The 24,507-nt window shown below is 64.8% G+C and carries 25 protein-coding genes and 1 pseudogene; 16 read left to right on the top strand and 10 right to left on the bottom strand.

What is annotated here, in order from left to right; translation table 11 throughout:
• Positions 1 to 110: 110 nt before the first annotated feature.
• Positions 111 to 1,697, bottom strand: a complete 1,587-nt coding sequence (gene dnaA / locus Q0L30_RS00375) for a chromosomal replication initiator protein DnaA (RefSeq protein ID WP_296649718.1) — start codon at positions 1,695 to 1,697, stop codon at positions 111 to 113.
• Between the two features lie 409 nt (positions 1,698 to 2,106).
• On the opposite strand from dnaA, the gene rpmH reads away from it, so the two are divergent.
• From rpmH to yidC, 4 genes and pseudogenes are all read left to right on the top strand, one after another.
• Entirely contained in the window at positions 2,107 to 2,241 is a 135-nt protein-coding gene (gene rpmH / locus Q0L30_RS00370) for a 50S ribosomal protein L34 (protein ID WP_026120950.1), read from the top strand.
• A 124-nt stretch (positions 2,242 to 2,365) separates the two neighbouring features.
• Positions 2,366 to 2,773 (top strand): annotated as a pseudogene (locus tag Q0L30_RS00365) (ribonuclease P protein component); the annotation flags it as partial.
• A 212-nt stretch (positions 2,774 to 2,985) separates the two neighbouring features.
• Positions 2,986 to 3,216, top strand: coding sequence for a membrane protein insertion efficiency factor YidD (gene yidD, locus Q0L30_RS00360; protein WP_124151565.1), 231 nt, complete (start codon positions 2,986 to 2,988; stop codon positions 3,214 to 3,216).
• 30 nt (positions 3,217 to 3,246) lie between these two features.
• The gene (gene yidC, locus Q0L30_RS00355) at positions 3,247 to 4,920 is read left to right on the top strand and encodes a membrane protein insertase YidC (protein WP_296649713.1); all 1,674 of its coding nucleotides are present in this window, start codon (positions 3,247 to 3,249) and stop codon (positions 4,918 to 4,920) included.
• A gap of 159 nt (positions 4,921 to 5,079) precedes the next feature.
• On the opposite strand, the gene Q0L30_RS00350 is transcribed toward yidC, so the two are convergent.
• Entirely contained in the window at positions 5,080 to 5,502 is a 423-nt protein-coding gene (locus Q0L30_RS00350) for a transcriptional regulator (protein ID WP_296649711.1), read from the bottom strand.
• Between the two features lie 366 nt (positions 5,503 to 5,868).
• On the opposite strand from Q0L30_RS00350, the gene mnmE reads away from it, so the two are divergent.
• Positions 5,869 to 7,269, top strand: coding sequence for a tRNA uridine-5-carboxymethylaminomethyl(34) synthesis GTPase MnmE (gene mnmE / locus Q0L30_RS00345; protein WP_296649724.1), 1,401 nt, complete (start codon positions 5,869 to 5,871; stop codon positions 7,267 to 7,269).
• 53 nt (positions 7,270 to 7,322) lie between these two features.
• On the opposite strand, the gene Q0L30_RS00340 is transcribed toward mnmE, so the two are convergent.
• On the bottom strand, positions 7,323 to 7,616 hold the full coding sequence (locus tag Q0L30_RS00340) for a hypothetical protein (protein WP_296649709.1): 294 nt from the start codon (positions 7,614 to 7,616) through the stop codon (positions 7,323 to 7,325).
• Positions 7,617 to 7,763: 147 nt separating this feature from the next.
• On the opposite strand from Q0L30_RS00340, the gene Q0L30_RS00335 reads away from it, so the two are divergent.
• The 4 genes from Q0L30_RS00335 (at position 7,764) to Q0L30_RS00320 (ending at position 10,820) form a co-directional block, all read left to right on the top strand.
• Positions 7,764 to 8,075 (top strand): DUF4148 domain-containing protein, encoded by a 312-nt coding sequence (locus Q0L30_RS00335; RefSeq protein ID WP_296649708.1) that lies wholly within the window; start codon positions 7,764 to 7,766, stop codon positions 8,073 to 8,075.
• Between the two features lie 741 nt (positions 8,076 to 8,816).
• Entirely contained in the window at positions 8,817 to 9,227 is a 411-nt protein-coding gene (locus tag Q0L30_RS00330; RefSeq protein ID WP_296649707.1) for a hypothetical protein, read from the top strand.
• 229 nt (positions 9,228 to 9,456) lie between these two features.
• Entirely contained in the window at positions 9,457 to 9,675 is a 219-nt protein-coding gene (locus Q0L30_RS00325; protein ID WP_293043178.1) for a hypothetical protein, read from the top strand.
• Between the two features lie 140 nt (positions 9,676 to 9,815).
• Entirely contained in the window at positions 9,816 to 10,820 is a 1,005-nt protein-coding gene (locus Q0L30_RS00320) for a trypsin-like peptidase domain-containing protein (RefSeq protein WP_296649705.1), read from the top strand.
• Between the two features lie 214 nt (positions 10,821 to 11,034).
• On the opposite strand, the gene Q0L30_RS00315 is transcribed toward Q0L30_RS00320, so the two are convergent.
• From Q0L30_RS00315 to Q0L30_RS00305, 3 genes are all read right to left on the bottom strand, one after another.
• The gene (locus tag Q0L30_RS00315) at positions 11,035 to 11,187 is read right to left on the bottom strand and encodes a hypothetical protein (RefSeq protein WP_293043184.1); all 153 of its coding nucleotides are present in this window, start codon (positions 11,185 to 11,187) and stop codon (positions 11,035 to 11,037) included.
• Between the two features lie 56 nt (positions 11,188 to 11,243).
• Positions 11,244 to 11,441, bottom strand: a complete 198-nt coding sequence (locus tag Q0L30_RS00310) for a hypothetical protein (RefSeq protein ID WP_296649727.1) — start codon at positions 11,439 to 11,441, stop codon at positions 11,244 to 11,246.
• 305 nt (positions 11,442 to 11,746) lie between these two features.
• Positions 11,747 to 12,373, bottom strand: a complete 627-nt coding sequence (locus Q0L30_RS00305; protein ID WP_296649703.1) for a LysE family translocator — start codon at positions 12,371 to 12,373, stop codon at positions 11,747 to 11,749.
• A 216-nt stretch (positions 12,374 to 12,589) separates the two neighbouring features.
• Between Q0L30_RS00305 and Q0L30_RS00300 the strand changes: the two genes are divergently transcribed.
• The gene (locus Q0L30_RS00300; protein ID WP_293043192.1) at positions 12,590 to 13,144 is read left to right on the top strand and encodes a YaeQ family protein; all 555 of its coding nucleotides are present in this window, start codon (positions 12,590 to 12,592) and stop codon (positions 13,142 to 13,144) included.
• A gap of 22 nt (positions 13,145 to 13,166) precedes the next feature.
• Here the strand turns inward: Q0L30_RS00300 and Q0L30_RS00295 are convergent, their stop codons facing one another.
• On the bottom strand, positions 13,167 to 13,595 hold the full coding sequence (locus Q0L30_RS00295; protein ID WP_296649700.1) for a VOC family protein: 429 nt from the start codon (positions 13,593 to 13,595) through the stop codon (positions 13,167 to 13,169).
• A 558-nt stretch (positions 13,596 to 14,153) separates the two neighbouring features.
• Here Q0L30_RS00295 and ada point away from each other — a divergent pair.
• The 4 genes from ada to Q0L30_RS00275 all read left to right on the top strand — a co-directional run bounded on the left by ada (position 14,154) and on the right by Q0L30_RS00275 (position 18,938).
• Complete coding sequence (gene ada / locus Q0L30_RS00290; protein ID WP_296649698.1) at positions 14,154 to 15,359, top strand: bifunctional DNA-binding transcriptional regulator/O6-methylguanine-DNA methyltransferase Ada; 1,206 nt, start codon at positions 14,154 to 14,156, stop codon at positions 15,357 to 15,359.
• Positions 15,360 to 15,400: 41 nt separating this feature from the next.
• A complete protein-coding gene (locus tag Q0L30_RS00285) occupies positions 15,401 to 16,351 on the top strand; it encodes a DNA-3-methyladenine glycosylase (protein ID WP_296649722.1) in 951 nt (316 codons plus the stop codon).
• Between the two features lie 308 nt (positions 16,352 to 16,659).
• A complete protein-coding gene (gshA, locus tag Q0L30_RS00280; protein WP_296649696.1) occupies positions 16,660 to 18,282 on the top strand; it encodes a glutamate--cysteine ligase in 1,623 nt (540 codons plus the stop codon).
• Positions 18,283 to 18,479: 197 nt separating this feature from the next.
• Positions 18,480 to 18,938 (top strand): hypothetical protein, encoded by a 459-nt coding sequence (locus tag Q0L30_RS00275; RefSeq protein ID WP_296649694.1) that lies wholly within the window; start codon positions 18,480 to 18,482, stop codon positions 18,936 to 18,938.
• A 114-nt stretch (positions 18,939 to 19,052) separates the two neighbouring features.
• Here Q0L30_RS00275 and Q0L30_RS00270 read toward each other — a convergent pair whose 3' ends face one another.
• Entirely contained in the window at positions 19,053 to 20,609 is a 1,557-nt protein-coding gene (locus tag Q0L30_RS00270; protein WP_296649692.1) for a DHA2 family efflux MFS transporter permease subunit, read from the bottom strand.
• Positions 20,610 to 20,782: 173 nt separating this feature from the next.
• On the bottom strand, positions 20,783 to 21,310 hold the full coding sequence (locus tag Q0L30_RS00265) for a MarR family winged helix-turn-helix transcriptional regulator (RefSeq protein ID WP_296649690.1): 528 nt from the start codon (positions 21,308 to 21,310) through the stop codon (positions 20,783 to 20,785).
• Between the two features lie 225 nt (positions 21,311 to 21,535).
• Here Q0L30_RS00265 and Q0L30_RS00260 point away from each other — a divergent pair, with 225 nt between their 5' ends.
• Both Q0L30_RS00260 and Q0L30_RS00255 read left to right on the top strand, forming a co-directional pair.
• Complete coding sequence (locus Q0L30_RS00260) at positions 21,536 to 21,769, top strand: hypothetical protein (RefSeq protein ID WP_296649689.1); 234 nt, start codon at positions 21,536 to 21,538, stop codon at positions 21,767 to 21,769.
• Between the two features lie 221 nt (positions 21,770 to 21,990).
• On the top strand, positions 21,991 to 23,541 hold the full coding sequence (locus tag Q0L30_RS00255; protein ID WP_296649720.1) for an efflux transporter outer membrane subunit: 1,551 nt from the start codon (positions 21,991 to 21,993) through the stop codon (positions 23,539 to 23,541).
• Positions 23,542 to 23,600: 59 nt separating this feature from the next.
• Here the strand turns inward: Q0L30_RS00255 and gspG are convergent, their stop codons facing one another.
• Positions 23,601 to 24,065, bottom strand: coding sequence for a type II secretion system major pseudopilin GspG (gspG, locus tag Q0L30_RS00250; protein ID WP_296649687.1), 465 nt, complete (start codon positions 24,063 to 24,065; stop codon positions 23,601 to 23,603).
• Positions 24,066 to 24,507 lie beyond the last annotated feature (442 nt).

Below are 24,507 nucleotides of genomic sequence, written 5' to 3'. Positions count from 1 at the left end.
CAGCCGGTCCGCCGGGCGGTTAAACCCATATTGTGCCTGAAAACCGACCACTTCCCTAAATTGGGGGCGATCCGCGAAATAAACAGGGTGAACCAGCCGCCAACCCGTCATTACCCCTTCAGCGTCTGCTCGAGCACGTGCAGCTCGTGATTGAGCTGGGCGTCCTTGGTCCGTTCGTCGGCGATCTTGCGCACGGCGTGCAGCACCGTGGTGTGGTCGCGGCCGCCGAACAGCTCGCCGATTTCCGGCAGGCTCTTCTGCGTGAGCTCCTTGGCCAGATACATGGCGATCTGGCGCGGGCGCGCGATGTTCGCCGGGCGCTTCTTCGAATACATGTCGGCGACCTTGATGCTGTAGAAGTCCGCCACCGTCTTCTGGATGTTTTCCACCGAAATCTGGCGGTTCTGCACCGTCAGCAAGTCCTTGAGCGCTTCCTTGGTCAGCTCGATCGAGATCTCGCGGCCGTGGAACTTCGAATACGCGAGGATCTTGCGCAGCGCGCCTTCCAGTTCGCGCACGTTCGAGCGCAGGTGCTTGGCGACGAAGAACGCGACGTCCTCGTTCAGGCTCACGCCTTCCGACTGGGCCTTGCGCATCAGGATCGCCACGCGCATTTCCAGCTCGGGCGGCTCGATCGCCACCGTCAGGCCGGAGTCGAAGCGCGAGATCAGGCGGTCGTCGATGCCCGAGATTTCCTTCGGATACGTGTCGCTCGTGATGATGACCTGCGCCTTGTTGGCGACCAGCGCCTCGAACGCGTAGAAGAATTCCTCCTGCGTGCGCGACTTGCCGGAGAAGAACTGGATGTCGTCGATCAGCAGCAGGTCGAGCGAGTGGTAGTAGCGCTTGAAGTCGTCGAACGCCTTGCGCTGGTACGCCTTCACGACGTCCGAAACGTACTGTTCGGCGTGGATGTAGCGGATTCGCGCGCCCGGCTTGTCCATCAGCAGCTGGTTGCCGATCGCGTGGATCAAGTGGGTCTTGCCGAGGCCGACGCCGCCGTACAGGAAGAGCGGGTTGTAGGAGATGCCGGGGTTGTCGGCGACCTGGATCGCCGCCGCGCGCGCAAGCTGGTTCGCCTTGCCGGTGACGAAATTGTCGAACGTGAGCACCGGGTTCAGCTTCGAGCGCTCGTACGACGGATCGGACTCGCTGCCCGACGCCGCGGCGGCAGCGCCCTGGCCCGGGCGCCATGCGCGGCGGCCCGCAGCGGCTTCGTTCGCGTCGAGGCTGGGCAGATCGAGGTCGGCTGCGTCGTCGGCCACGTGCGCAGCCGCGCCCGGCGCCGCGGCGGACGCCTGTATTGTCTGCGTGAGGGCCGAGAGGCTCGCCGCGAGGCCGCCCGCTTGCATGCCAGCCTGCATCGCAGGTGCGGCAGCCGTTTCGGGCACGCCCGTGCTGCTGGCGAGCGGCATGCGCGGTGCGGCCGCAACCGGCGCGCGCATGCCCGCTTTCGGATCGAGGACGAACTGGACGTCGACCGGCATTTGCCAGAAATCGCGGGCCAGATCGGAGATGCGGCCCGAGAACTGGCTCTTGACCCAGTCGAGTTTGAAGCGGTTAGGAGCGGCGATCTGCAGCGTGTTCGCAGCAGCATCGAAGGCAACCGGGGCCAACGGTTTAATCCACGTCACGTACTGCTGGGGCGTCAGCTCACGCTCCAGCAATGCGGAACAGTGTTGCCAGAAATCATTCATCGAGTTGCTGTGTTAGTTTTGTCTGCACGCATTGCCGCCGCGCCGCTCCAGCCGCACCGGGACTTCCCTTGCGCGACGAGGCCCTGACGGGCGACGGCAACAGCTCCGGGTGCCCGTAGCGCAAGGAATTTGCGACTGACAGGCTGGCCGGAGCGGCATGCAGGATTCTTGGATAGGCGAGATTCTACCGCCGAAATCCCCCGGCCAGGAAGTTATCCACAGGGACCGATCAAGGTGCCGCAAGGTAATCCGCGCGTAGCCCGCGACGCCTTTCGACACCCTAACCTATTGACGGCCAACAAAAATCCGGCTTAAATAGCGGGTTCCGCGAAAACCAATCCCTGTACCACCGGCCATTGCTTTTTTCCGCGATGCTCGCCGCGGTCAATTCTCAACAAGTGAGAGCAACATGAAACGTACTTTCCAACCTTCCGTTACGCGCCGTAAGCGCACCCACGGCTTCCGCGTCCGCATGAAGACCGCCGGTGGCCGCAAAGTGATCAACGCACGCCGTGCGAAGGGTCGCAAGCGTCTCGCCGTCTAAGCGGATAACTGCGCTGACAACCGCGCAGATCACTGCGTCGGGCAGCATCGCGATTCGCGATACCACCCGTAGCGCGTCGCACGCGCTTGCAGCGAAAGCAGACACAGCGGACGATGCGGATATCATGCCGTCGCGAACGCAAGCCGCTTTCCCGAAGGCCGCAAGGCTACTGAAAACGGATGAGTTCTCATCCGTTTTTCGTTTGCGCCCGTGGCGCCGCTCCGCGCACTTCGTCGTGTACGGGCGGCCGACGGGAGGCGCCGCGCGCCTCGGGCTGGTGATCGGCAAGAAGTTCGCGCCGCGCGCGGTGACCCGCAACCTCGTGCGCCGGATCGCGCGCGAGGCGTTTCGCGTAAAGCGCGCGCAGTTCGACGGGTTCGACGTGCTCCTGCGCCTGCACACGAAGTTCGACCGCAAGGCGATGCCGGGCGCGTCGTCGCCGTCGCTCAAGGCCTTGTGCCGCGACGAGATCGAGATGCTGCTGGGCAAGGCCGCGCGCGAAGCGGCGCGCGCGCGTAGCGCGCCGCAGGCCAAAGAGGCCGAAGAGGCCAAAGCGGCTGGAACAGCCGGAAAGGCTGAAAAGGCCAAAACCGCCGAAGCGGCCAGGCCGGTTCCGGGTTCGCCGGACGTGCCGGACGCCCCGGCCGCATCATGAGTCGCACGCGCAAGCCGGGCGTCCCCGCCGCGACCGCGCGCGTGGCCCGCCATTCGTTTTTCGGAGCGGCGCAGTCCGGCCGCAACGCCATGCAAACGGTTTTGATCGCGTTACTGCGTTTCTACAAGCTGGCCGTGAGTCCCCTGCTCGGCAGCCGATGCCGTTTTTATCCTTCGTGTTCGGATTACGCGCGCGAGGCAATCCAGTATCATGGCGCCGCGCATGGTACTTACCTCGCCGCGCGGCGACTGTGCCGCTGCCACCCGTTTTCCGCGGGCGGCTACGATCCGGTTCCGCCAGTCACCCCGAACAAGCGCTGACGCGCCATTCCATCGACACTGAGACAACGCATGGATATCAAACGCACCGTCCTATGGGTCATCTTCTTCATGTCAGCTGTCATGTTGTACGACAACTGGCAGCGCGACCACGGACGCCAGTCGATGTTCTTCCCGAGCGCGACGCAGACGCAAAACGCCACGAGCGCCCCGCCCCAGTCGGGCTCGCCGGCAGCCGCGGCTGAATTGCCGTCGGCCGCCGCGACCGGCCAGGCACCGGCGGCGAACGCAGCGCAGCCGGCTGAAGCCGCGGCGCAGCTCGTGCACTTCCGCACGGACGTCTACGACGGCACGATCGACACGCGCGGCGGCACGCTCACGCGGCTCGCGCTCGTCAAGGAAGCCGACGGCACGCACCCGAACCAGTTCGTCACGTTGTTCGACCACACGAACGACCACACGTACCTCGCGCGTACGGGCCTGTTCGGCGGCGACTTCCCGAACCACACCGACGTGTTCACGCCCGTCTCCGGTCCGCGCGAGCTGACGGGCGACGCCAACACGTTCCAGATCAGCTTCGATTCGCCGGTGAAGGGCGGCGTGAAGGTCACGAAGACCTACACGTTCACGCGCGGCAGCTATGTGATCGGCGTGGACTGGAAGGTGCAGAACGTCGGCACGGCGCCGGTTTCGCCCACGCTCTACATGGAGCTCGTGCGCGACAGCCAGCCGGTGGAAACGCCGCGCTTCTCGCACACCTTCATCGGACCGGCGGTGTACTCGAACGAGCACCACTTCCAGAAGATCACCTTCTCCGACATCGACAAGGGCAAGGCTGAATTCACGAAGCAGGCCGACAACGGCTGGGTCGCGATGGTGCAGCACTACTTCGCGACCGCCTGGATTCCGCAGCAGGGCGTGAACCGCAAGGTCTACGTCGAGCGCTTCGACAACTCGCTCTATCGCGTCGGCGTGCAGCAGCAGCTCGGCGCGATCGCGCCGGGCGCGACCCAGAACGTGCAGGCGCGCCTGTTCGCCGGTCCGCAAGAGGAGCGCATGCTCGAAGGCATCGCCCCGGGCCTCGAACTCGTGAAGGACTACGGCTGGGTCACGATCATCGCGAAGCCGCTCTTCTGGCTGCTCGAGAAGATCCACGCCTTCGTCGGCAACTGGGGCTGGTCGATCGTCCTGCTCACGGTGCTCATCAAGGCGGTGTTCTTCCCGCTGTCGGCGGCAAGCTACAAGTCGATGGCGCGCATGAAGGAGATCACGCCGCGCATGCAGGCGCTGCGCGAACGCTTCAAGGGCGATCCGCAGAAGATGAACGCCGCGCTCATGGAGTTGTACAAGACCGAGAAGGTCAATCCGTTCGGCGGCTGCCTGCCGGTCGTGATCCAGATTCCGGTGTTCATCTCGCTCTACTGGGTGCTGCTGTCGTCGGTGGAAATGCGCGGCGCGCCGTGGATTCTCTGGATTCACGACCTTTCGCAGCAGGATCCGTTCTTCATCCTGCCGGTGCTGATGGCCGTCTCGATGTTCGTGCAGACCCGCCTGAACCCGACGCCGCCGGACCCCGTGCAGGCCAAGATGATGATGTTCATGCCGATCGCGTTCTCGGTCATGTTCTTCTTCTTCCCGGCTGGCCTCGTGCTGTACTACGTCGTCAACAACGTGCTTTCGATCGCGCAGCAGTACTACATCACGCGCATGATGGGCAAAGGCAAGAAGCTGGAAAAAGCCAGCTGAGCTTTAAGCGGACGGTGGCGACGCCGTCCGCGCACGCTCGACGTCGAGCCGTAAAAGACAAAGTCGCCCGGTGCAAGCCGGGCGGCTTTTTTTGTCGTCTGTGCGATGTGGTGCGATAAGGTCGCGACACCGTGCGAGGCGCGGCGATGCTGGCTCGCGTCAGCGGCGTTCGGCGTCGCCGTAGAACTCGGCGATCAGCTCCTGAACCAGATATCGGTGATGCGGACTCAATGCTTCGATTTTCGAGGCCAGTTCGATCGTCTCCGGTGACAGCGGATACTTCTCGTCGCGCCGCAGCGGTTTGGGCACCGCCGACGTCATGCCGCTCGGCGGCGGCCCGTAATGCAGCCAGTGGACATCGACCTTGAACCAGTCGGCGAGGGTGCGGAGTTTGTCGTCGGTGGGAATGGTCCGGCCGCTCAGCCACTTGTGCACGGTTTGCGGCGACACCGGATGCTCTCCGTGGTGGCGCAGGTTGAAGTGCAAGGCGAGGTCGGTGCTGCCGCGCAGCTTTTCTGATGCGCGCTTCATCGCGAACTTCAAACGTTCGGAAAAAGCGGATTTTTCTTCCATGGTCGGCATGGCCGAGATTGTGCGACCCTATTTCGACGAAGAAGACAACCAATCTGGCTATATTTAGCGCATATAAGCAACAGTTCGCCTGGGCCAGCCCGGATGACCCTATCGCGGTCATTCCGCGCAAGCAGCACAGGTACTTGAATTCTGACAGAATTTACGCAGACCACTCAAGAGATCCGACGGTCGATGGCAAGATCACGCTTATCTAATACAAGATAGATCCGGATTTGCCGAACCTCCCGGCCCGGCATGCACAGCGGCTCGGCGAAAAGCGCCTCACTTCGCCGCGTTACAATGCCACGCACTTTCGCGTCCGCCACCACGGCGCGCGTCGTTCCGCTTCTCCCGCAATCGAACCTTCCGTCAGCCATGCTCGCCACCGATTCCGATCCCATCGTCGCCATTGCCACTGCGCCCGGACGCGGCGGAATCGGCGTCGTGCGCGTGTCGGCGGGCCGTGCGGGCGCCGCCGCCGCCGAGGCGCTGATGCACGCCCTCACGGGCCAGGCGCTCGCGTCGCGCCACGCGCATTACGTGCCGTTCCTCGACGGCAACGGCGAAGCGCTCGACCGCGGTATCGCGCTCTACTTCCCCGCGCCGAATTCGTATACCGGCGAACACGTGGTCGAACTGCAGGGCCACGGCGGCCCGATCGTGCTCCAGCTCGTGCTGCAGCGCTGCATCGAGGTCGGGCGCAGGTTCGGCCTGCGGCTCGCCGAGCCCGGCGAATTCACGCGCCGTGCGTTCCTCAACGACAAGCTCGACCTCGCGCAGGCCGAGGCCGTCGCCGACCTGATCGAGGCCAGCACCGAAGCCGCGGTGCGATCGGCGGGACGTTCGCTCGAAGGTGCGTTTTCGCGCGATATCCACGCACTCGTCGACGATGTGGTCACGCTGCGCATGCTCGTCGAGGCGACGCTCGACTTTCCCGAGGAAGAGATCGACTTTCTCGAAGCCGCCGACGCGCGCGGCAAGCTCGCGCACATTCGCGCCCAGCTCGATCACGTGCTGTCGGAAGCGCGTCAGGGCGCGCTGCTGCGTGAAGGCCTCGCGGTCGTGCTCGCGGGGCAGCCGAACGTCGGCAAGTCGTCGCTGCTGAACGCGCTCGCGGGCGCCGAACTCGCGATCGTGACGCCGGTGGCCGGGACGACTCGCGACAAAATCTCGCAGACGATCCAGATCGAGGGCATACCGTTGCACGTCATCGACACGGCGGGCCTGCGCGATACGGAAGACGAGGTCGAGAAGATCGGCATCGAGCGCACGTGGAACGAGATCGGCCGCGCCGATGTCGTGCTGCATCTGCTCGACGCCCGCACGGGGATGACGACGGAAGACCACGCGATTGCGGCGCGTTTTCCGGCTGGCGTTCCTGTGGTGCGCGTGCTCAACAAGACCGACCTGACCGACGCCGCGCCGGCAGCCGCCACACTCGCGCTGCCCGATGGCGGCGAGCTGTGCGAAGTGCGGCTCTCTGCGAAGCAGGGCGACGGCATCGGGCTGCTGCGTGCCGAACTGCTGCGCATCGCGGGCTGGCAGGCCGACGCGCAGAGCGTCTATCTGGCGCGCGAGCGTCATCTGATCGCGCTGCGCGAAGCGCGCGAACATCTCGGCCAGGCAAGCGCGCATGCGGACCAGAATGCGCAGGCGCTCGATCTTTTCGCCGAGGAATTGCGGCTTGCTCAGGAAGCGCTTAATTCCATCACGGGCGAATTCACATCCGATGATTTACTCGGCGTGATTTTCAGCCGGTTTTGTATCGGGAAATAACCGGTTGCTCAAGGTTGTCCAACGTCGCTGACGTCTGGCTCCAAGGTCTGGCGTTACCCGTCCACCCAGGCCGTTGCCATGCTGCGCGAGCAGTACGAACGCTTCGGGGAATCGCACAGGATCTCCAGCGCGCCACGGTTTCCAACCCGCTCGGTTGGCCAGGCAGTGACACTGCGTACAACCTTGCCGCGAATGGCTAGCTTGCCCGCCCGCTTGACGGGCGAAATTTTCAAGGTTGAGCGGTTGGCAGTGTTCCCGGCACAGCCGCGCAGGCGGCGGGTGCGGCTGGCGGTGCTGCGCTGTTCGGTCCGGGAGGCCGCTTCGCCTTGCTTGACGGGCGTTTGCACGGAGATGCCGGGATTCTTCTGCCTGCTGAAAGAATGCCTTCTCATACTAGGTGTTAACCCTGAGCCGCGATCCTCATAGACTGTCGTCACTGATTTACGAACAGGGCTGTTCGTAGCAGAAGAAAACAAAGTCTGGAGGTAAGTACCATGAAGTCCCTGATTCAAGCCGTTGTTGTTGCCGCCGCCCTTGCTGCTCCGGTTGCTGTGTTCGCTCAATCGAACCAGCCCGTCACCCGCGCACAAGTGCGTGCTGAACTGGTTCAACTCGAAAAGGCCGGCTATAACCCGGCTCGCGGCCAAGACCCGTACTACCCGGCCGACATTCAGGCTGCCGAAGCCAAAGTGGCTGCGGAAAACGGCGCAACGAGCGGTTACGGCGGTGCCGTGAATGGTTCGTCTGATGCAGGCCGCCCGGCAGTGTCGAAGGCCGACTGGAACGCGATGTACAACCATCCCTGATGCGTTGATTTCGGACGCCCTGGCAGGATGCCAAAAGTACCCGGCCTGAGCATCGCAGTCTGAGCGCGCGGCACCCCAGCGCGTTCCTGTTTAAAGAACTGGCTCGCCAGCGCGGCAATGTCCGGCAGCGGGCCAGTCTCACATTGAACACCTCCGTCATCGGACTCCCGATGGCTTCGCCCGGGCCTTCGTGGCCCGGGCGCTTTTTCAGATAAACCTCGCAACCGGGCATCGTCCGATCGGATCGGACTGACTGTGTCCAGTGGTGCGTATCTACCTGATCGTGCAGAATGGCGATCCGTCGAAACCGGTAATCGCTAAAGGGCAAACAGCGCGCGAATCAAACGCATTTTGCGGTAGGGCAAAAGGTGCGAGAAACGATTCAGGAACTGGGCGGAACAATGCCCGAAAAATTGCCAACGCCTGATACGAGTATTCAGCAAATCGAACAAGCTCAAAAGAAGCTGCCGAAATAATCCCAGGCTTGACGGCTGGACGTTCGAACCACGCCCAGGACGGTCATAACGCGTAAATAAGACCCAAATAAGCCACAATCGCGCGCTTCCCCTCGTCCACCCGAGCTTGCTTCCGGCTCAAAAGCGCCCATTCGAAACGCACGTTGCCCTTACTTCAAGCTAACAGCCGGTCGCAATACGGCTTTTTCTTTGATAATCTCGCGACGGGGAAACGACGCGCGTATGACGCCCGTCGTTAAACAGTTCATTTCGAATCAGACCAAAGATGAATAAGAAGACGGTACTTCACGTGTTGTTACTGCTGCCAGCGCTCTCGGCATTTGGCGCCGAGTGCACGCCGAAGCCCGCTGCGACGCTCGCCCATATGACTCCGACCAGGCTGACGCACTACTACGTCAAGCTCGGCAAGATCAAGAACGCGTGGCTTGAGAACTCCGGGATGGACCATCCGAAGTGGTTCCAGCACGCGCAAATGTGCGACAAGGAAGCGGACCGCGTTCAGCAGGTCGCCAAGCACAAGGGCATGGATCTCTTCGAACTCGAGACGTCCGGCCGTTACACGGGCCTGCTCGGAACGGACACGGTCGCGAATGCGCCCGACCCGGTGAAGCCCGCAGCACCTGTGAAAAAGGCACACGCCCGCGTCTCGAAGAAGTACGCCGCGCGTACCCGATAAGCGGGCAAAGCCGGACAAAAGCGCGAAGGCGGGAGGACTGCGGCGGCTTCGACAAGCGTCGCGAGCGTCGCGTCCGGTGCATGCCTCACAGCTGGCCTGCCGCATGTTCTCGTCAAAGCGTTCGGCGGAACCCGGCGCAAGCCGGTCGTCGCTCGAAGCAAAATCAACCAACACGTTGTTGGCGGGCATCGCCGCGCGATCTGCGATCTCGCACCCAGACGGAGAGACCATGAAGCGCATTTTCATGACACGGGACGAAGCTGTTCACCTGCTGGTGCAAGCCCACGCATCGGCCTCGGGACATAGCTCGCCGCTGATCCAGCCGGCCGGCAACGACCCCGCGAAACTCGAAGTGCTGGACCGGCTGTTGCTCGATGTCCGCGCGGGCCGGGTCAACGAGTTTCGACTCGACGCCAACGACAGCACGCACATCGCGATCACAGACTGAACCGGGCGGATCGAGGCGATCTCCGCAGCGTTCGCGTCGAAATCGCGCGACGCCCGCTGTGACGGCGGCTTCGCCGCCCTCTTGAAAACCCCGCGCGCCCCCTGCATGTAGTGCCCACATTCCATCGGAGAGTTCCGATCGTGGGCAGCCGTCCTTCCTTCATCGACGATCTCAGTCGCGACTTGGCCGACAGCTCCAGTCCGCCACCCAGCGACGATACCGCCCTGCTCGACGCCTACTCGCGCACCGTCATCGGCGCGCTCGAACGCGTTCAGCCCGCGGTCGCCTTCATCGCCGTCGAGCGGCGCACGGACGGCGGCGGCAGCGGTTCGGGTTTTCTCTTCACCCCGGACGGCTATCTCCTGACGAACAGCCACGTCGTGCACGGCGCCAAGGCCGTGCGCGCGACACTCGCCGATGGCGCGACCTACGAAGCGGACCTCGTCGGCGACGATCCGAGCACCGACCTCGCCGTGCTGCGCATCGGCGCGGCCGAAGCGCTGCCGCATGCCGAACTCGGCGAATCCGCACGGTTGCGCGCCGGGCAGATCGCGATTGCGGTGGGCAGTCCGCTCGGCCTCGCGCAGACGGTGACGACGGGCGTGGTTTCGGCACTTGGGCGCTCCTTGCGCTCCCGCTCCGGCCGCATGATCTACGACGTGATCCAGACCGATGCCGCGCTCAACCCCGGCAATTCCGGCGGGCCGCTCGTCAACTCGGCGGGACAGGTCATCGGCGTAAATACGGCAATCATTCCCGGCGCCCAGTCGATCTGCTTCGCGACCGCCATCGACACGGCGAAGTGGGTCATCACGCAACTCTTCGCACATGGCCGCGTGCGGCGCGCGCACGTCGGCATCGCGGGCACCAATGTGCCGATTGCACGCAAGGTGCAGCGCTACTTCGAACTCGCGACGACAAGCGGCGTGCGCGTGATGGAAGTCGTGAAAGGAAGCCCGGCGGCGTTGAGCGGCTTGCGCACGGACGACACGATCGTCGCCGTCGACGGCTTGCCGGTTGAAAGCATCGACGCGCTGCAGCGGCTGATGGATGCCACGCGCATCGATCGCGAGGTGGAGATCACGGTGATCCGGCTGACGCACAAGCTCACGCTGCGTGTGCGGCCCGTCGAGCAGACCGGCTGAAGCGGTTTCGGTTCATCGTCTGTTTCGCATGCCGAATTAATTTCGCCGAGACGCGAGAGACGGAAGAAACACACGAAACGCGAGCGTGCGTGCAATGGTCGTCACCATTCGCGCGTCGCGCGTTTCAACAACGTTTGAATACATACGATGGACGGCGCACGCAACTACTTGCGCCCGGTGCTGCAGGACACAACGTTGAATGAGGCGAACGCGCTCAGCGCTCGCTGCCGGGATGCTGCTCGGCGCGATCGTCAACGGTCGGATCCCGCCATCCGCCGGAAGGGCAAAGCAGGCTAAGTGCGATAGACAGCACCACCAGCACGAACAGCGACACGAAGTACGTCATCCAGGAGAACTCGATTTCCACGAGTGCCTCCTTTGATCATCGCGCCCCCTGGCGCGCCGCGTTCGGGCGGCACCACCTTAGTGGTGCAGGATGCTGCGCAAAGGATGACGCCAGTCGATATGATGCGCTCCCGCTTGCACGCGCTGCCGGTGCTCCTCGAGAATTTCGTCCGAAAACAGAAAGACGACGATGACAAGGGGAATCAACAAAAACGCGCCCAGTATTACGTGTTCGATCACGATTGCCTCCTGGTTGTCAAGCGATTGCGCTTCCATTGTAGTCGCCGCGCGACAGATTGCACCGTGGGCAAATACTTACTCACTTAACGGAGTCCAACGGGGTCCGAAAGGGACGTCGCACGAGGGCAAACTGGCGATTCGCGCGGTGAATATCAGACAAACGCGCAGAGCGATCCGGCAGAGCCACCGCGCGTAGCATCCGTCCCACGTGAAAGGAATAGCAGCGGGAGATCACCGCGCACCGTTCATAGACGCACAAACCGGCACAAAAGCGGGCGCACAAACTGGCACAAAAGCGGGCACACACGCGGGCGACGTCGACCTGGGCGGCGCCCGGACACTCAAGCCGAGGTTTTCCTCCACACGGCCGCGAACACCCCGGCGCCAATCAGCAGCGACCCGCCCGTGACATTGACGATGCGCTGCACGCGCGGGCTGCGCACCGCCTTGCGCGCGGCGGCGGCGAGCATGGCGTAGCCAAAGGCATTGATCGTTGCGAGCACGAGGAACGTCGCTTCGAAGATGACGATCTGCGGCAACGCGGGCATCTGCGGATTGATGAACTGCGGCACGAACGCCACGAAGAAAACGATGCTTTTCGGATTGAGCGCGGTGACCGCATAGGCGTGCGCAAAAATACGGCCCGTGCGCGTTTCCGTGGTATCGGGCGTGTCGCTTTGTATGGCGGGCGCGCGCCAGAGCTTGATGCCGAGATAGATCAGGTACGCCGCGCCGATCCACTTCAGCACCGAAAACAGCGCCGCCGATGCCGCGAGAATCACGCCGAGGCCGAGCATCGACGCCGTCATCGCCGTGAAGTCGCCAAGCGCGACGCCCGCCGTGGTCGCGAGCGCGTAGCGGCGGCCGTGCGTGAGGGCATAGGACACGACGAGCAGAACGGTCGGGCCGGGGATCGCGACGAGAATCGCCGATGCAATCGCAAACGGCAGCCAGTGCGCAAGGGTCATGGGATTTCTCCAGTAGAGACGTCCGATTTATCCATGAAGTCGGGCGGCCCGCAAGCCGTCCAGGTCGCATCGCGCGTAAGAGCGGCCCTGTCAAACAGCGGTCACTTTCCCGGCCGACCATCCAGCCTGGGAGACGTGGACCGTAAGTGGATGCGGCACGTCGCTTGCGCAAAAGTTCGTTATCATGTGCGCCTCTTGCGTTGCCCGGGATTCGGCATGGCCCTCAAATCGACCATTTACAAGGCAGAACTTCAGATCGCGGACATGGATCGGCACTACTACGCCGACCATGCGCTGACGATCGCCTGCCATCCATCCGAGACGAATGACCGGATGATGGTCCGCATCGCCGCGTTCGCGCTCTTCGCGAACGAGCGGCTCGAATTCTGCAAGGGTCTGTCCGACACCGACGAACCCGATCTCTGGCGCAAGGACTATACGGGCGCGATCGAAACGTGGATCGAGGTCGGCCAGCCCGACGAGCGCCGCATCGCCAAGGCAAGCGGGCGGGCGGATGAGGTGATCGTGATCGCCTATGGCGGCCGCACCTCGGAAATCTGGTGGCAGGGCGTGCGCGGCAAGACCGATCGTCTGCGTAACGTGACGGTCTGGTCGCTCGCCGACGGTGTCGCGGAAGCGCTCGGCAAGCTCACCGAACGCACCATGCGCCTGCAGTGCACGGTGCAGGACGGCGCCGCGTGGATCGGCAACGGCAGCGACGAGCCGGTTGCCGTCGAATGGACCGTGCTCAAGGCGCCGGAGAAGGTCTAAGCGCGCGCGCACGGCTGCCGCGTCAGCGCGCGTCAGGCGGCCCCTTCAGCTCCACCATGTTCCCCTCGGGATCGAACAGATAAAGCGATGGCCCGTAGCCTTCGGCGCCATAGCGTTGCACGACGTCGCCCGGCCTCGCAGCGAACTGCGCGAGATGCGTCTTGAGCGCGTCACCGTCGAACGGTTCGACGCGCAGACACAGGTGATCCATGTTCCGCCCGGCCCCAGCGCGCTTGATACCTTCGGTGCCTTGCGTGCCGTCGCGGTCGAGCGGCCCGCCGATTGCGATCAGATCGATCAGCGAGCGCCCGGCACGCAGCTGGACGAGTCCCAGTTCCCGCTGCTCGCGTTCGACGCGGCAACCCAGTGCATCGCAGTAGAAGCGCGTCATGGCGGCCGGATCGGCCGCCCGGATAACGACGTGATCGATTTCGCGGATCTCAATCTGCATGGCCTGACCTCGAAGTGCAGCGCGCGGCTGTCGTCTCGATCATCTTGAACCAGATGACCCGCTTTCGCATCGATGCGCGGCTTTTGCAAGGTGTGCGCGGAACCGCGCCGGCCACGATCACGGCCACGGCCATGACCGGCAAGCGCCCGAAAAGTAGCGGAAAATCGAAGCGTCGCTGAACGTACTGAACGCGCCGATGTGCACCCGACGTGCGCCCGACGTGCGCGCAATTGTGGGTGGGATATACAGGAAACGCTGGACGAAAAAAAGCCCGCTGCAGTGAGCGGGCTTAATCCATATCAGGAGGAGACATGGAGGAGACAGGAGCAACTATACACAGCGGCCTGACGCGATGCAACAACTTTTTAAGGGAAAACCCGCAATCGTGCCGGTTTGTCGCAGTGGCACTAAAAACCGCTTCAAAGCGTCCGATCGGCAAATATGCGCCTTACATCGGAACAGATGACCGTGGATGACACCGCAAGATCCGGCGCGTCGGCGCGCGAGCAGGCGTCTACAGTGGGGACCATCGAAACCGCCATTTCCGGGAGTCACGCCATGACCGCCGCTCCGACCCCATTGCACGACCAGCCTGAGCAGCCCGAGCGCTGGGCAACCGATGCCGAACGCTGGGAAGCCCTCACCGCGCGTGACAGCCACGCTGACGGCGCGTTCTTCTACGGCGTACGCACGACCGGCGTGTTCTGCCGTCCGTCGTGCGCATCGCGGCTGCCGCGCCGGGACAACGTCGCGTTCTTCGACAACGCCGACGCAGCCCGCAGCGCCGGTTTTCGCGAATGCAAGCGCTGCCGCCCGGGCGGGCTGCCGCGCGAGCTGGAGATCGTGCGGCGCGCCCGCGCCGTGCTCGACGCCGATCCGCTGGCGCGCCTCACGCTCGCCGATCTGAGCGACGCCGTGCATTTGAGCCCGTTCCACCTGCAACGCCTCTTCAAGCGCGTGCTCGGCGTTTCGCCGCGCCAGTATCAGGCGGCGCGGCGCGGCGCCGTGCTGCGCGACGCGCTCGGCCAGGGCGCGAACGTGACGCGGGCGAGCGCCGATGCGGGCTTCGGCTCCACGTCGCGGCTCTACCAGAGCGTGCCAGCCGAACTGGGCATGGCGCCCTCCGCGTACCGCCGCAAGGGCGCGGGCCTCACGATTCGCTACGCCAGTGCGCCGACGCCGCTTGGCCTCGTGCTCGTCGCGGCCACGGACAAGGGCATCTGCCAGATCGCATTCGGCGACGATGCGCCCGCCCTCGCCGCCGCGCTGCACGCCGGGTTCTCGAATGCCGACTGCGTCGAGGACCGCGAAGCGGTTGCGCCGTTCATCGCGCAGATCGATGCCTATCTGCACGGGCGGCGCGAGCGCTTCGACCTGCCGCTCGACCTCGCGCCGACGGCGTTCCAGCAGCGCGTGTGGGACGCGCTGCAGCGCATTCCGTACGGCGAGACCCGCAGCTACACGCAGATCGCCGAAACGCTCGGTGCGCCGCGCGCGGTGCGGGCCGTGGCGAGCGCGTGTGCGTCGAATCCCGTGGCGCTGGCGATTCCGTGCCACCGCGTGGTGCAGAAAAGCGGCTCGCTTGCGGGCTACCGCTGGGGGCTCGCGCGCAAGGCCGCGTTGATCGATGCGGAGGCGAGAGGCCGCGAGACGCCCGCACCCGATGCAACACCGCACGGGCAGGATGGAACCGCAGCCGATGTCCGCTCGACGCGTCGCGGCCAGCGAGCCGCCCGCGCCGACTCGCCGGAGACGGCCGCTTGAGCGCCGCCGCCCCCCAGCCGCAGCCGCAGCGGTTCGCCGCGATGCCGCAGCCCGATGGCAGCGCCACGTTCGAGCTGCCCGTGCGCGCGCCCTACGACTGGCCGCGTGTCCTGCGTTTCTTCGCGGGCCGCGCAGTGCCCGGCGTCGAGATCGTCGAAGACGGTGCCTGGCGGCGCGCCATCGACTTTCACGATGCGAGCGGCACGCTCGCCGTGCGCCGCCATGCGCGCAAGCGCTGCCTCGTCGTCCAGGTCGACGGACCGGTGAGCGCCCACGCCGCCGCCCTCGCCGCCCCGCTCGCCCGCATGTTCGATACGCAGACGGACCCCGCAGCCATCGCCGCGCATTTCGCGCGCGATCCGTGGCTCGGCCCGCTCGTCGCCGCCGCGCCCGGCCTGCGCGTGCCGGGCGCGTGGTCCGGCTTCGAACTGGTGGTGCGCGCGATCGTCGGCCAGCAAGTGAGCGTGAAGGCCGCAACGACGATCATCGGCCGCCTCGTGCAACGCGTCGGTCAGCGCATCGACTTGCATCCGCACGAGCACACCGCCTGGCGTTTCCCGACGCCCGCCGCGCTCGCCGGCGCGGACCTGAGCGGCATCGGCATGCCCGGCAAGCGCGTCGCCGCGCTGCAGGGCTTCGCGCAGGCGGTGGCAAGCGGCGCCGTCGCAATTGAACGCGACAGTCACGGCCAGACGCGTGCGGCGACCGAAGATTCCCGCGATCTCGACGCCATGCGCGCGGCGCTGCTCGCACTGCCAGGCATTGGGCCGTGGACCGTCGAATATGTCGCGATGCGCGCATGGCGCGACGCGAATGCATGGCCCGCCACGGATCTGGTACTGATGCAGGCCATCGCCGCACGCGACCCCGCGCTCGCGCGCCCGTCACAGCAGCGCGTGCGCAGCGACGCCTGGCAGCCGTGGCGCGCCTACGCGGCGATGCATTTGTGGAACGAAATCGCCGATCGCACGAGTGCTGCACGCGGCGGCTGACGAGCCCGGGTTAACGGGCACAAAACGCCGTTGCTGGCGCGCGTCGAGTGGCTGGAAGCGCGGGTGAAAGACACGCGATAGACGGGGCAATAAACGGGACGACAGAAGGCATGACGACAGGCACGACAAAGGACACAACAACAGGCGCGACATTCGCGCACAGGGGCGCCGAATAATGCTCGCCGATGCGCCGGAGTCGGCCTCAAGCAGGTCTTCTGGCGAGATGTTAAAGTGCCCGCTAACGAAAAAATAACGCTGGCGCGCGCGCACGAAGCTTCACGCCGCTAGCCCGAGCCCGATCCTTCTCAATGCCCGACACGACCTCCACACGCCCGAACGACGTTCTCGCCCAGCGCCTTGACGCGCTGAGCGCAGGACCTCTGCGCGACGCGCTTACACGCGGTCTGCGCGGCATCGAAAAAGAGAGCCTGCGGGTGACGCGCGACGGCCAGCTCGCGATGACGCCGCACCCGGCTGCGCTCGGCTCGGCGCTCACGCATCCGTCGTTGACCACGGACTACTCGGAAGCGCTGCTCGAAATCATCACGCCGCCCGAGCACGATCCGTCGATCACGCTCGAACGCCTCGACGATCTGCATCGCTACGTCTACGCCGTGCTCGCACGCGACGGCGAAATCCTCTGGAACGAATCGATGCCGGGCCTCCTGCCCGCCACCGACGAAGGCATTCCCATCGCCGCGTATGGCACGTCGAACATCGGCCGGTTAAAGCGCGTCTATCGCATGGGCCTCGCGCTGCGCTACGGGCGCACGATGCAATGCATCGCCGGGATCCACTACAACTATTCGCTTAACGAAGAAGTGTGGCGGACGCTGCACGCGCACGAGCGGTCCGCCGCGACGGCGCTCGACTACCAGTCGGAGCGCTATCTCGCGCTCATCCGCAACTTCCGTCGCACGAGCTGGCTCCTGATGTATCTGTTCGGCGCGTCGCCCGCGCTCGACGTGCGCTTCCTGCGCGGCCAGCCGCACGAACTCGACGCGCTCGACAGCGACACGCTCTACCTGCCGTACGCAACGAGCCTGCGCATGAGCGACCTCGGCTACTCGAACACGACGGGCCAGTCCGCGCTGCACGCCGACTACAACACCCTGCACGGCTATCTCGATGCGCTCGCCGAAGCCGTGAGCCAGCCGTATCCGCCGTACGAGGCGATCGGCACGCACCGCGACGGCGAGTGGGTGCAGATCAACACGAACGTGCTGCAGATCGAAAACGAGTTCTACTCGACGATCCGTCCGAAGCGCGTCACGTATGCGGGCGAGCGGCCGCTGCACGCACTCGCCGCGCGCGGCGTGCAGTACGTCGAAGTACGCTGCATGGACATCGATCCGTTCGAGCCCACCGGCATTTCGCTCGAAACAGCCCGCTTTCTCGACGCCTATCTGCTTGCGTGCGCGCTCGACGAGAGCCCGCTCCTGTCCGCGCACGCGTACGCCGAGGCCAACGACAATTTCGGCCGCGTCACGAAGGAAGGCCGCCGTCCGGGGCTCGAACTCAAGCGTGACGGCGTGACCGTGCCGATGCAGGACTGGGCCGCCGAACTCTTCGCGAAGATCGAACGCGCCGCGGCAACGCTCGACGCAGTGCAAGGCACCGGCGAACACGCACGCGCCGTGGCAGCACAACGCGTGAAGCTTGCATACGCGTCGCTCACACCGTCGGCACGCGTGCTGCAAGCGATGCGCGAGCGCAAGCAGACCTTCCTCCAATTCGCGCGCGCGCAAAGCGAACACCACGCGGCGCATTTCCTCTCGCGTCCGCTCGACAGCACAGCAACGGCGTATTTCGACGCGCTCGCACGCGAGTCGCTCGACGAACAGGCGAAGCTCGAACACGAGGATGCCGGCTCGTTCGATGCGTTCGTCACTGCCTATAGTACCTATTCGCTCGACCGCGATATCACGTAACTGCGCACGTGACGGCGCGTGACAGATCGTCGCCGGGCATTGCACGTGCTCGAAACGAATGCCACGCTGGAGCGGTCCAATACTTATCGATCGACCTGCCTGCGCGCGATGTCGCCCACTTCGGCGCACACTTTGGCGCACGGGCCGGCGAGTGCGCCGCGCGCGATGCGCGGCGCTCGAAGGGAGGAGAGAAAGCGATGAAACGAATCCTGCCTATCCTGCTCTGCGCGAGCGCCGCGGCGTGCTCGACTGGCGGCCAGGTCAATCCGGACGTCATGCAGATCGCCACCGCTCCGCTCACGTGCTCGGACAAGACGCAATGCGATGTCTGGTGGCAACGCGCACAAGACTGGGTGCGCACGCACTCCAGATACGAAGTGCAGACAGTTACCGACACGTTGATCCAGACGACGGGCCCAGGAGGCGGCAGACGCCTGCTCGCCTATGAAATCACGAAGAGCGTGAACAACGACGGCACCGCAACGATCGGGTTCGCGGCGCACTGCGACAGCTCGCTCGGCTGCAAACCGAATCCCTGGAGCGCGGGCGCGGCGTTCAAGCAGTTCGTGCGCTCGGGCGTCGACGCGCCGATTCCCGGAGCCGACGCAGTGGACGCGCCCGCAGCGGGAAGCACACAAGCGCCCGCTTCTCCTTGATGTCACGCCGGTTTTATTTGGTTTCCTGATTATCGTCAATGGAACCGGCGACGCGTGGCGACCGGTCATCCCACCGGCCGCCCGCGAGCCTCAATTTCCGGCTTCATATCCCACTTAGTGCCCCATTGACGCGCCCACGCCCTTTTTCGGCTTCGTGATCCACACGAGCGCAGCCAGGACGAGAAACACCACGAATGAAATGCGGAAGAAGTCGTTCGTCGCCATCATGTAGCCCTGCTGCGTGACGATCTCGTTGAGTTGCGCGGTCACGCTCTGACTTGCGAAACCGAGGCTCGCCATCGCGTCGCTATAGGCGTTGGTGCTCTGCGAATACTGGCTCACCGACTCGGACAGCACGGCATGGTGATAGATCGCATCGTCTTCCCAGAACGTCGTGCTCACTGCCGTGCCAATCGCACCCGAGAGCGTGCGCAGGAAATTCGATAGCCCCGCTGCGCTCGCGAGACGCTCGTCGGGAATGCTCGATAGCGTGATGGTCGTCATCGGCACGAAGAAGCACGCTACGCCGATGCCCTGCACGAGACGCGGCAGGATCACGTGATTGAACGGCACGTCGAGCGTGAACGTGGAATTCCAGATCGAAACCAGCGCAAAAACGAGGAACGCGAAGCTCGCGACCATCCGCAGGTCGAGCTTGTGCATGTTGCGTCCGATCAGCGGCGAAAGCACGAGCGCGAGCAGGCCGACCGGGGCCGTCGCAAGACCTGCGATGCCGGCCGTGTAGCCCATCACCGTTTGCAGCCAGAGCGGAAAGATCACCACCGAACCGAAGAACGCCATGAAACCGAACGAGATGATGAGCGCGCCCAGGGCGAAGTTGCGGTCGAGGAACAGCGAAAGATCGATGACGGGTTCCTTTTCCGTGGCCTCCCACACGAGCAGGAACGCGAGCGACACCACCGCGACGATCGCCAGCGTGACGATGAAACCGGAGTTGAACCAGTCGCGGTCCTTGCCGAGGTCGAGCATCATCTGCAGGCACGACACGCCGATCACGAGCAGCGCGAGGCCGATTGCGTCGATGCGCTGTTTCGTGGTCTTCGTTTCGCGGCCGCGCAGCAGCATGTACGCGCACGCGCCCGAGAAAAGCCCGATCGGCACGTTGATGTAGAAGATCCACGGCCACGTGTAGTTGTCGGTGATCCAGCCGCCCATCACGGGGCCGAAGATCGGCGCGACGATCACCGTCATCGCCCAGAGGCCGAGCGCGAGGCCGCGTTTCGCAAGCGGATACGAACGCATCAGGATGGTCTGCGAGAGCGGCACCATCGGCCCGGATACGAGCCCTTGCACGAGACGGAACGCAATCAGCGTCTCGAAGTTCGATGCAAAGCCGCATGCCGCCGAGGCGAGCGTGAACAGCAACACCGACAGCGTGAAGAGGCGTACTTCGCCCACGCGCCGCGCGAGCCAGCCGGTCAGCGGCACCGCGATAGCTGAGGCTACCGAGTACGACGAGATAACCCACGTGCCCTGGGTCGTGGCGACACCGAGGTTGCCGGAGATGGTCGGTACGGCGACGTTCGCAATCGAGGTGTCGAGCACCTCCATGAACGTGCCGAGTGCGAGGCCGACCGTGAGTAGCGCGAGCGTGCCGCCCGTGAGCGGCGCGGGCTCGGCGGCGACGCTCGCCGCGGGAGTAGCGTTCATCTGTCCTGAATCCTTTGACGTCCGACCGGTGCGGCAGCTTCAATTCGCGCGCGCTCATCGGTCGGCTATCGGTCTGCTATCGGTCTACATTTCAATGCCTCGGCATTTTCTGCCCAGACAGCTATCGGACTGCAAAAAAGGGCGTGATGCCGCCGTCTCTCATGTATTGCCGTTTATGTTTCGTCGCCGCCCGTCGTCAGCGGATGCCGCGCCGCCTGACGGCCCGCAGCGCCGCCGCACACGACCTCGGTCGCCGCGTCGTTGGCGATGAAGCGCTGCAAAAGGTGCACGAGCGTGGCCGCTTCGTCAGAGGAAAAGCCGCGCAACTGCGCGCTTAAAACCGTCGAAATCAGATCCGGCAGTTTCTGTGCCGCATCGCGGCCGAGCGGCGTCAGCGCCAGTTCCACGACGCGCCGGTCAGCCTGGCTGCGTTCGCGCACGAGGAAACCCTTCTTTTCGAGCCGGTCCAGCATGCGCGTCATCGATCCCGTGTCGTACGACAGCACGCGCGACATTTCGTTGGGCGTGCGCGCACGCTCGTACCACAGCAGCAGGATCACGCCGATCTGCGACGACGTGAGTCCGAGCGGCGCAACCGCACGGTCCATCCGCGCGGCCAGGACGTTGCGGGCCGTCGAGAGGAAGTAGCCGAGACTCGACTCGACGCCGATGTGCTCGGGTATAGAGGGCGCTTCGTTCATATCGGGAGGCTGGATCGAAACGAATGTGGATTCTAGCGGTTAATTTCACTGCCTAAGCAGATAAATAAATAGGGTTATGTGGGTGCGTCAAGGTGCCCGACCCGACAAAAACCACACTAACCCTGGTGCAACTCAAAAAAAAATTGGCAATTACTTGCCTCGTCAATATTATGGCTGGCAAGCGCTTCATTTTGCTTTCATCGCTTTTTGTAGTCAGCCCCCACCATGCAGCCCCCGAAAACCGCGCTCAGCGGCCTTGTCCGCTACGTCATCCGCCACATCACCCGCCCCGTCACCGACGCTGCCCGAAGTTCCTTCGACAAAGCCCGCGCAGCCAGCCGCGCCCCGCGCCTGCGCAAGCTCGCGGTCTACGCGGCGGTGATCGTCCTGCCCGGCGGCCTGATTGCGCTCCTGCTGCACAAGTTGACGACACACCGCTGGCGCCGTAACGACGCGTAACTTGCCCGGCGCGCGCCGTAACACACCGGACGCCCGCCCGCATTACCCTTGCACATTCCGCGCAGCCCGACGTGCGTGCGCTACCATTGCCGCGTCACGACCACCCGCTGTGCGCCAACGCGCATCGCGCCGCGCATCCGGTAACGAAGCCCACGACGTTTCTTGCTGGCCGCATCGACAGGATTGCTTGCATGCTCCGCCGTACCGTCCGTTTGTCCGAAATGTCCTCCCGCCGTGCACCCGCGCTTGCTTTCCTCGCTGTGGCCGCCGCGCTCGCGCTCCAGCTGGGCGGTTGTGCCGTCGGCCCGAATTACCAGCGGCCTGCCGCCGCCGTGCCGGCTTCATTCAAGGAAGCGCCCGACGGCTGGAAGGTCGCGCAGCCGTCCGATCACGCGGATCGCGGCGCCTGGTGGACCCTCTACGACGACGCGAAACTGAACGCGCTCGAAGACCAGCTCAACGCAGAAAATCAGACCATCGCCCAATTCGCCGCCTCGTACCGGCAGGCGCGCGCGCTGGTCGGTGAAGCACGGGCGGCGTACTTTCCCGTGATCAGCGCGTCGATGGGCGCCACGCGTTCGCGCACGCCCACGCGCGTGAGCAATGCGAACAGCAGCTTCGCGAACGGCACGATCAACAACAGCTTCAACCTCGGTCTCGACGCAAGCTGGGAGCCCGATCTATGGGGCAAGGTGAGCCGCACGGTGGGCGCGCAGGAAGCCGGGCAGCAGGGCGCCGCCGCCGATCTCGCCAACGCGCGCCTGTCGGCGCAGGCCACGCTCGCGCAAACGTACTTCACGTTGCGCTCGCTCGACGCGCAGCAAAAGCTGCTCGACGAAACCGTCTCGGCCTACCAGCGGTCGCTGCAGCTCACCCAGAACCGGTACGCGCAGGGCGTCGCGGGCCGCGCCGATGTGATCCAGGCGCAAACGCAGCTTCAGTCGGCGCAGGCGGCGGCCATCGACAACGGTGTGGCCCGTGCACAAAACGAGCACGCCATCGCCGTGCTGGTCGGCCAGCCGGCTTCGACGTTCTCGATCCCGCCGTCGCCGCTCGCCGCCACGCCGCCCGTCGTACCGGTCTCGATGCCTTCGGCGCTGCTCGAACGCCGGCCCGACATCGCCTCGGCGGAACGCAAGGCCGCCGCGGCCAACGAGCAGATCGGCGTCGCGATGTCGGCATTCTTCCCGTCGCTTACGATCTCCGCGTCGGGCGGCTTCGAAAGTTCGGTGTTTTCGCAGTTGCTGTCGATGCCGTCGCGCTTCTGGACGCTTGGGCCGTCGCTCGCGGGCACGCTCTTCGACGCCGGTCTGCGCAGCGCCCAGACCGAAGCCGCGCGCGCCGCCTACGACCAGCAGGTCGCCACCTACCGGCAGACAGTGCTGGCCGCGTTCCAGGACGTCGAGGACAACCTCGCGTCGCAGCGCATCCTCGCTCAGGAAGTCGTCGTGCAGCAGCAGGCGGTGGAATCTGCGCAGCATGCGCTCGATATCGTCATCAACGAATATAAGGCGGGCACGACCGACTTCCTGAACGTGCTGACCGCGCAAACCACGTTCTTCGTCGCGCAGCAGAAACTGGCGAGCATCGGCGGGCAGCGGATGGTGTCGTCGGTCGGACTCGTGAAGGCGCTCGGCGGCGGTTGGAACGTCGCGCAGATGGATCGCGAGACCGGCAGCATGGCCGCACCCGCGCCGTTGGCCGCGCAGACGAAGCAGGGCGCTACGCCCTCGGCAGCTTCCGCTTCGGAGGCAGTTGCCCGGCCGCAATAACCGGCTGGCGCGGCACGGCCGGTGATGTGTCGCGCAGCAAGCCGCCGCGCAATAACGCCTTACTGCCAGGATCCGAGGTCGGCATCGTTGCCTTCGCCTCCGGGCCGGTCGTCGGCGCCGTAGGTGTACACATCGACCTCGTCGTGCACGCCCGGATTCAGGTAGCGGTACGCATTGCCCCACGGATCGTCCGGCAGGCGTTCGAGATAGCCGCCGTCCTTCCAGTTGCCCGGCACGGGGGCAGTGGACGGTTTTTGCACCAGCGCCCGGAGGCCCTGCGACTGGGTCGGAAAACCGCCGTTGTCCTGTCGATAGTGTTTGAGCGCCTGCGCGATCACTGCAATGTCGTGGCGTGCGGTAACGCGACGCGCTTCGTCGGGACTGGACATGACTTTCGACACGATCAGCGCAATGAGAATGCCGGCGATCGCGAGCGCGACCATGACTTCGAGCAGCGTGAAGCCGCGGCGGCGGTGCGCGCTCATGCCTTCGATTTCGGCACGGCGTTGAGTCCACATGGACATACCTGACTTTCCTCCTCGCGATATTCCTGGGCGCTGCTGGCCGGGCGATCATAGCCGGGGCCGTCGCCGAACGGCACTGCGTGACACATGCGGCAAGGCGCCTGGCGGCCCAACCTGGCAGCCCATTGTAATGTCCCCCGGCAACGCCGCCGTCATCACGCTCGTTTCAGGCCGCACTGAACCGGCCCCGCTGCACATCGACTGCAAGCGCCAGAAGCACGCCATCGAGGATATTCACCGCTTCGCCTCGTCCGAACGCCCGGCCGACGTTCACGCGTCACAGGCCGCCCGTATGATACGAGCCGTTCGCAGTCGCAGTCGCAGTCGCAGGCGCGGTCCGCAGTCGCAGCAGCCGCGCAAGCGCATAACCTGGCGCTCCCTCAAGCGAAAAACACGCCGCCTGGCGCATCGTTCAGGGCGCTTCCCACCGCATATTCACTTG

Origin of the sequence: Paraburkholderia sp., from assembly GCF_024281035.1 — a bacterium.
Lineage (GTDB): Bacteria > Pseudomonadota > Gammaproteobacteria > Burkholderiales > Burkholderiaceae > Paraburkholderia.
This window is presented reverse-complemented; position numbering and strand designations above follow the sequence as displayed.

Bases quoted from the DNA above. Each gene is read 5' to 3' on its own strand.
- dnaA (WP_296649718.1), bottom strand. From the start codon at position 1,697: ATGAATGATTTCTGGCAACACTGTTCCGCATTGCTGGAGCGTGAGCTG.
- rpmH (WP_026120950.1), top strand. From the start codon at position 2,107: ATGAAACGTACTTTCCAACCTTCCGTTACGCGCCGTAAGCGCACCCAC.
- yidD (WP_124151565.1), top strand. From the start codon at position 2,986: ATGCAAACGGTTTTGATCGCGTTACTGCGTTTCTACAAGCTGGCCGTG.
- yidC (WP_296649713.1), top strand. From the start codon at position 3,247: ATGGATATCAAACGCACCGTCCTATGGGTCATCTTCTTCATGTCAGCT.
- Q0L30_RS00350 (WP_296649711.1), bottom strand. From the start codon at position 5,502: ATGCCGACCATGGAAGAAAAATCCGCTTTTTCCGAACGTTTGAAGTTC.
- mnmE (WP_296649724.1), top strand. From the start codon at position 5,869: ATGCTCGCCACCGATTCCGATCCCATCGTCGCCATTGCCACTGCGCCC.
- Q0L30_RS00335 (WP_296649708.1), top strand. From the start codon at position 7,764: ATGAAGTCCCTGATTCAAGCCGTTGTTGTTGCCGCCGCCCTTGCTGCT.
- Q0L30_RS00330 (WP_296649707.1), top strand. From the start codon at position 8,817: ATGAATAAGAAGACGGTACTTCACGTGTTGTTACTGCTGCCAGCGCTC.
- Q0L30_RS00325 (WP_293043178.1), top strand. From the start codon at position 9,457: ATGAAGCGCATTTTCATGACACGGGACGAAGCTGTTCACCTGCTGGTG.
- Q0L30_RS00310 (WP_296649727.1), bottom strand. From the start codon at position 11,441: ATGGAAGCGCAATCGCTTGACAACCAGGAGGCAATCGTGATCGAACAC.
- Q0L30_RS00305 (WP_296649703.1), bottom strand. From the start codon at position 12,373: ATGACCCTTGCGCACTGGCTGCCGTTTGCGATTGCATCGGCGATTCTC.
- Q0L30_RS00300 (WP_293043192.1), top strand. From the start codon at position 12,590: ATGGCCCTCAAATCGACCATTTACAAGGCAGAACTTCAGATCGCGGAC.
- Q0L30_RS00295 (WP_296649700.1), bottom strand. From the start codon at position 13,595: ATGCAGATTGAGATCCGCGAAATCGATCACGTCGTTATCCGGGCGGCC.
- ada (WP_296649698.1), top strand. From the start codon at position 14,154: ATGACCGCCGCTCCGACCCCATTGCACGACCAGCCTGAGCAGCCCGAG.
- Q0L30_RS00285 (WP_296649722.1), top strand. From the start codon at position 15,401: ATGCCGCAGCCCGATGGCAGCGCCACGTTCGAGCTGCCCGTGCGCGCG.
- gshA (WP_296649696.1), top strand. From the start codon at position 16,660: ATGCCCGACACGACCTCCACACGCCCGAACGACGTTCTCGCCCAGCGC.
- Q0L30_RS00275 (WP_296649694.1), top strand. From the start codon at position 18,480: ATGAAACGAATCCTGCCTATCCTGCTCTGCGCGAGCGCCGCGGCGTGC.
- Q0L30_RS00270 (WP_296649692.1), bottom strand. From the start codon at position 20,609: ATGAACGCTACTCCCGCGGCGAGCGTCGCCGCCGAGCCCGCGCCGCTC.
- Q0L30_RS00265 (WP_296649690.1), bottom strand. From the start codon at position 21,310: ATGAACGAAGCGCCCTCTATACCCGAGCACATCGGCGTCGAGTCGAGT.
- Q0L30_RS00260 (WP_296649689.1), top strand. From the start codon at position 21,536: ATGCAGCCCCCGAAAACCGCGCTCAGCGGCCTTGTCCGCTACGTCATC.
- Q0L30_RS00255 (WP_296649720.1), top strand. From the start codon at position 21,991: ATGTCCTCCCGCCGTGCACCCGCGCTTGCTTTCCTCGCTGTGGCCGCC.
- gspG (WP_296649687.1), bottom strand. From the start codon at position 24,065: ATGTCCATGTGGACTCAACGCCGTGCCGAAATCGAAGGCATGAGCGCG.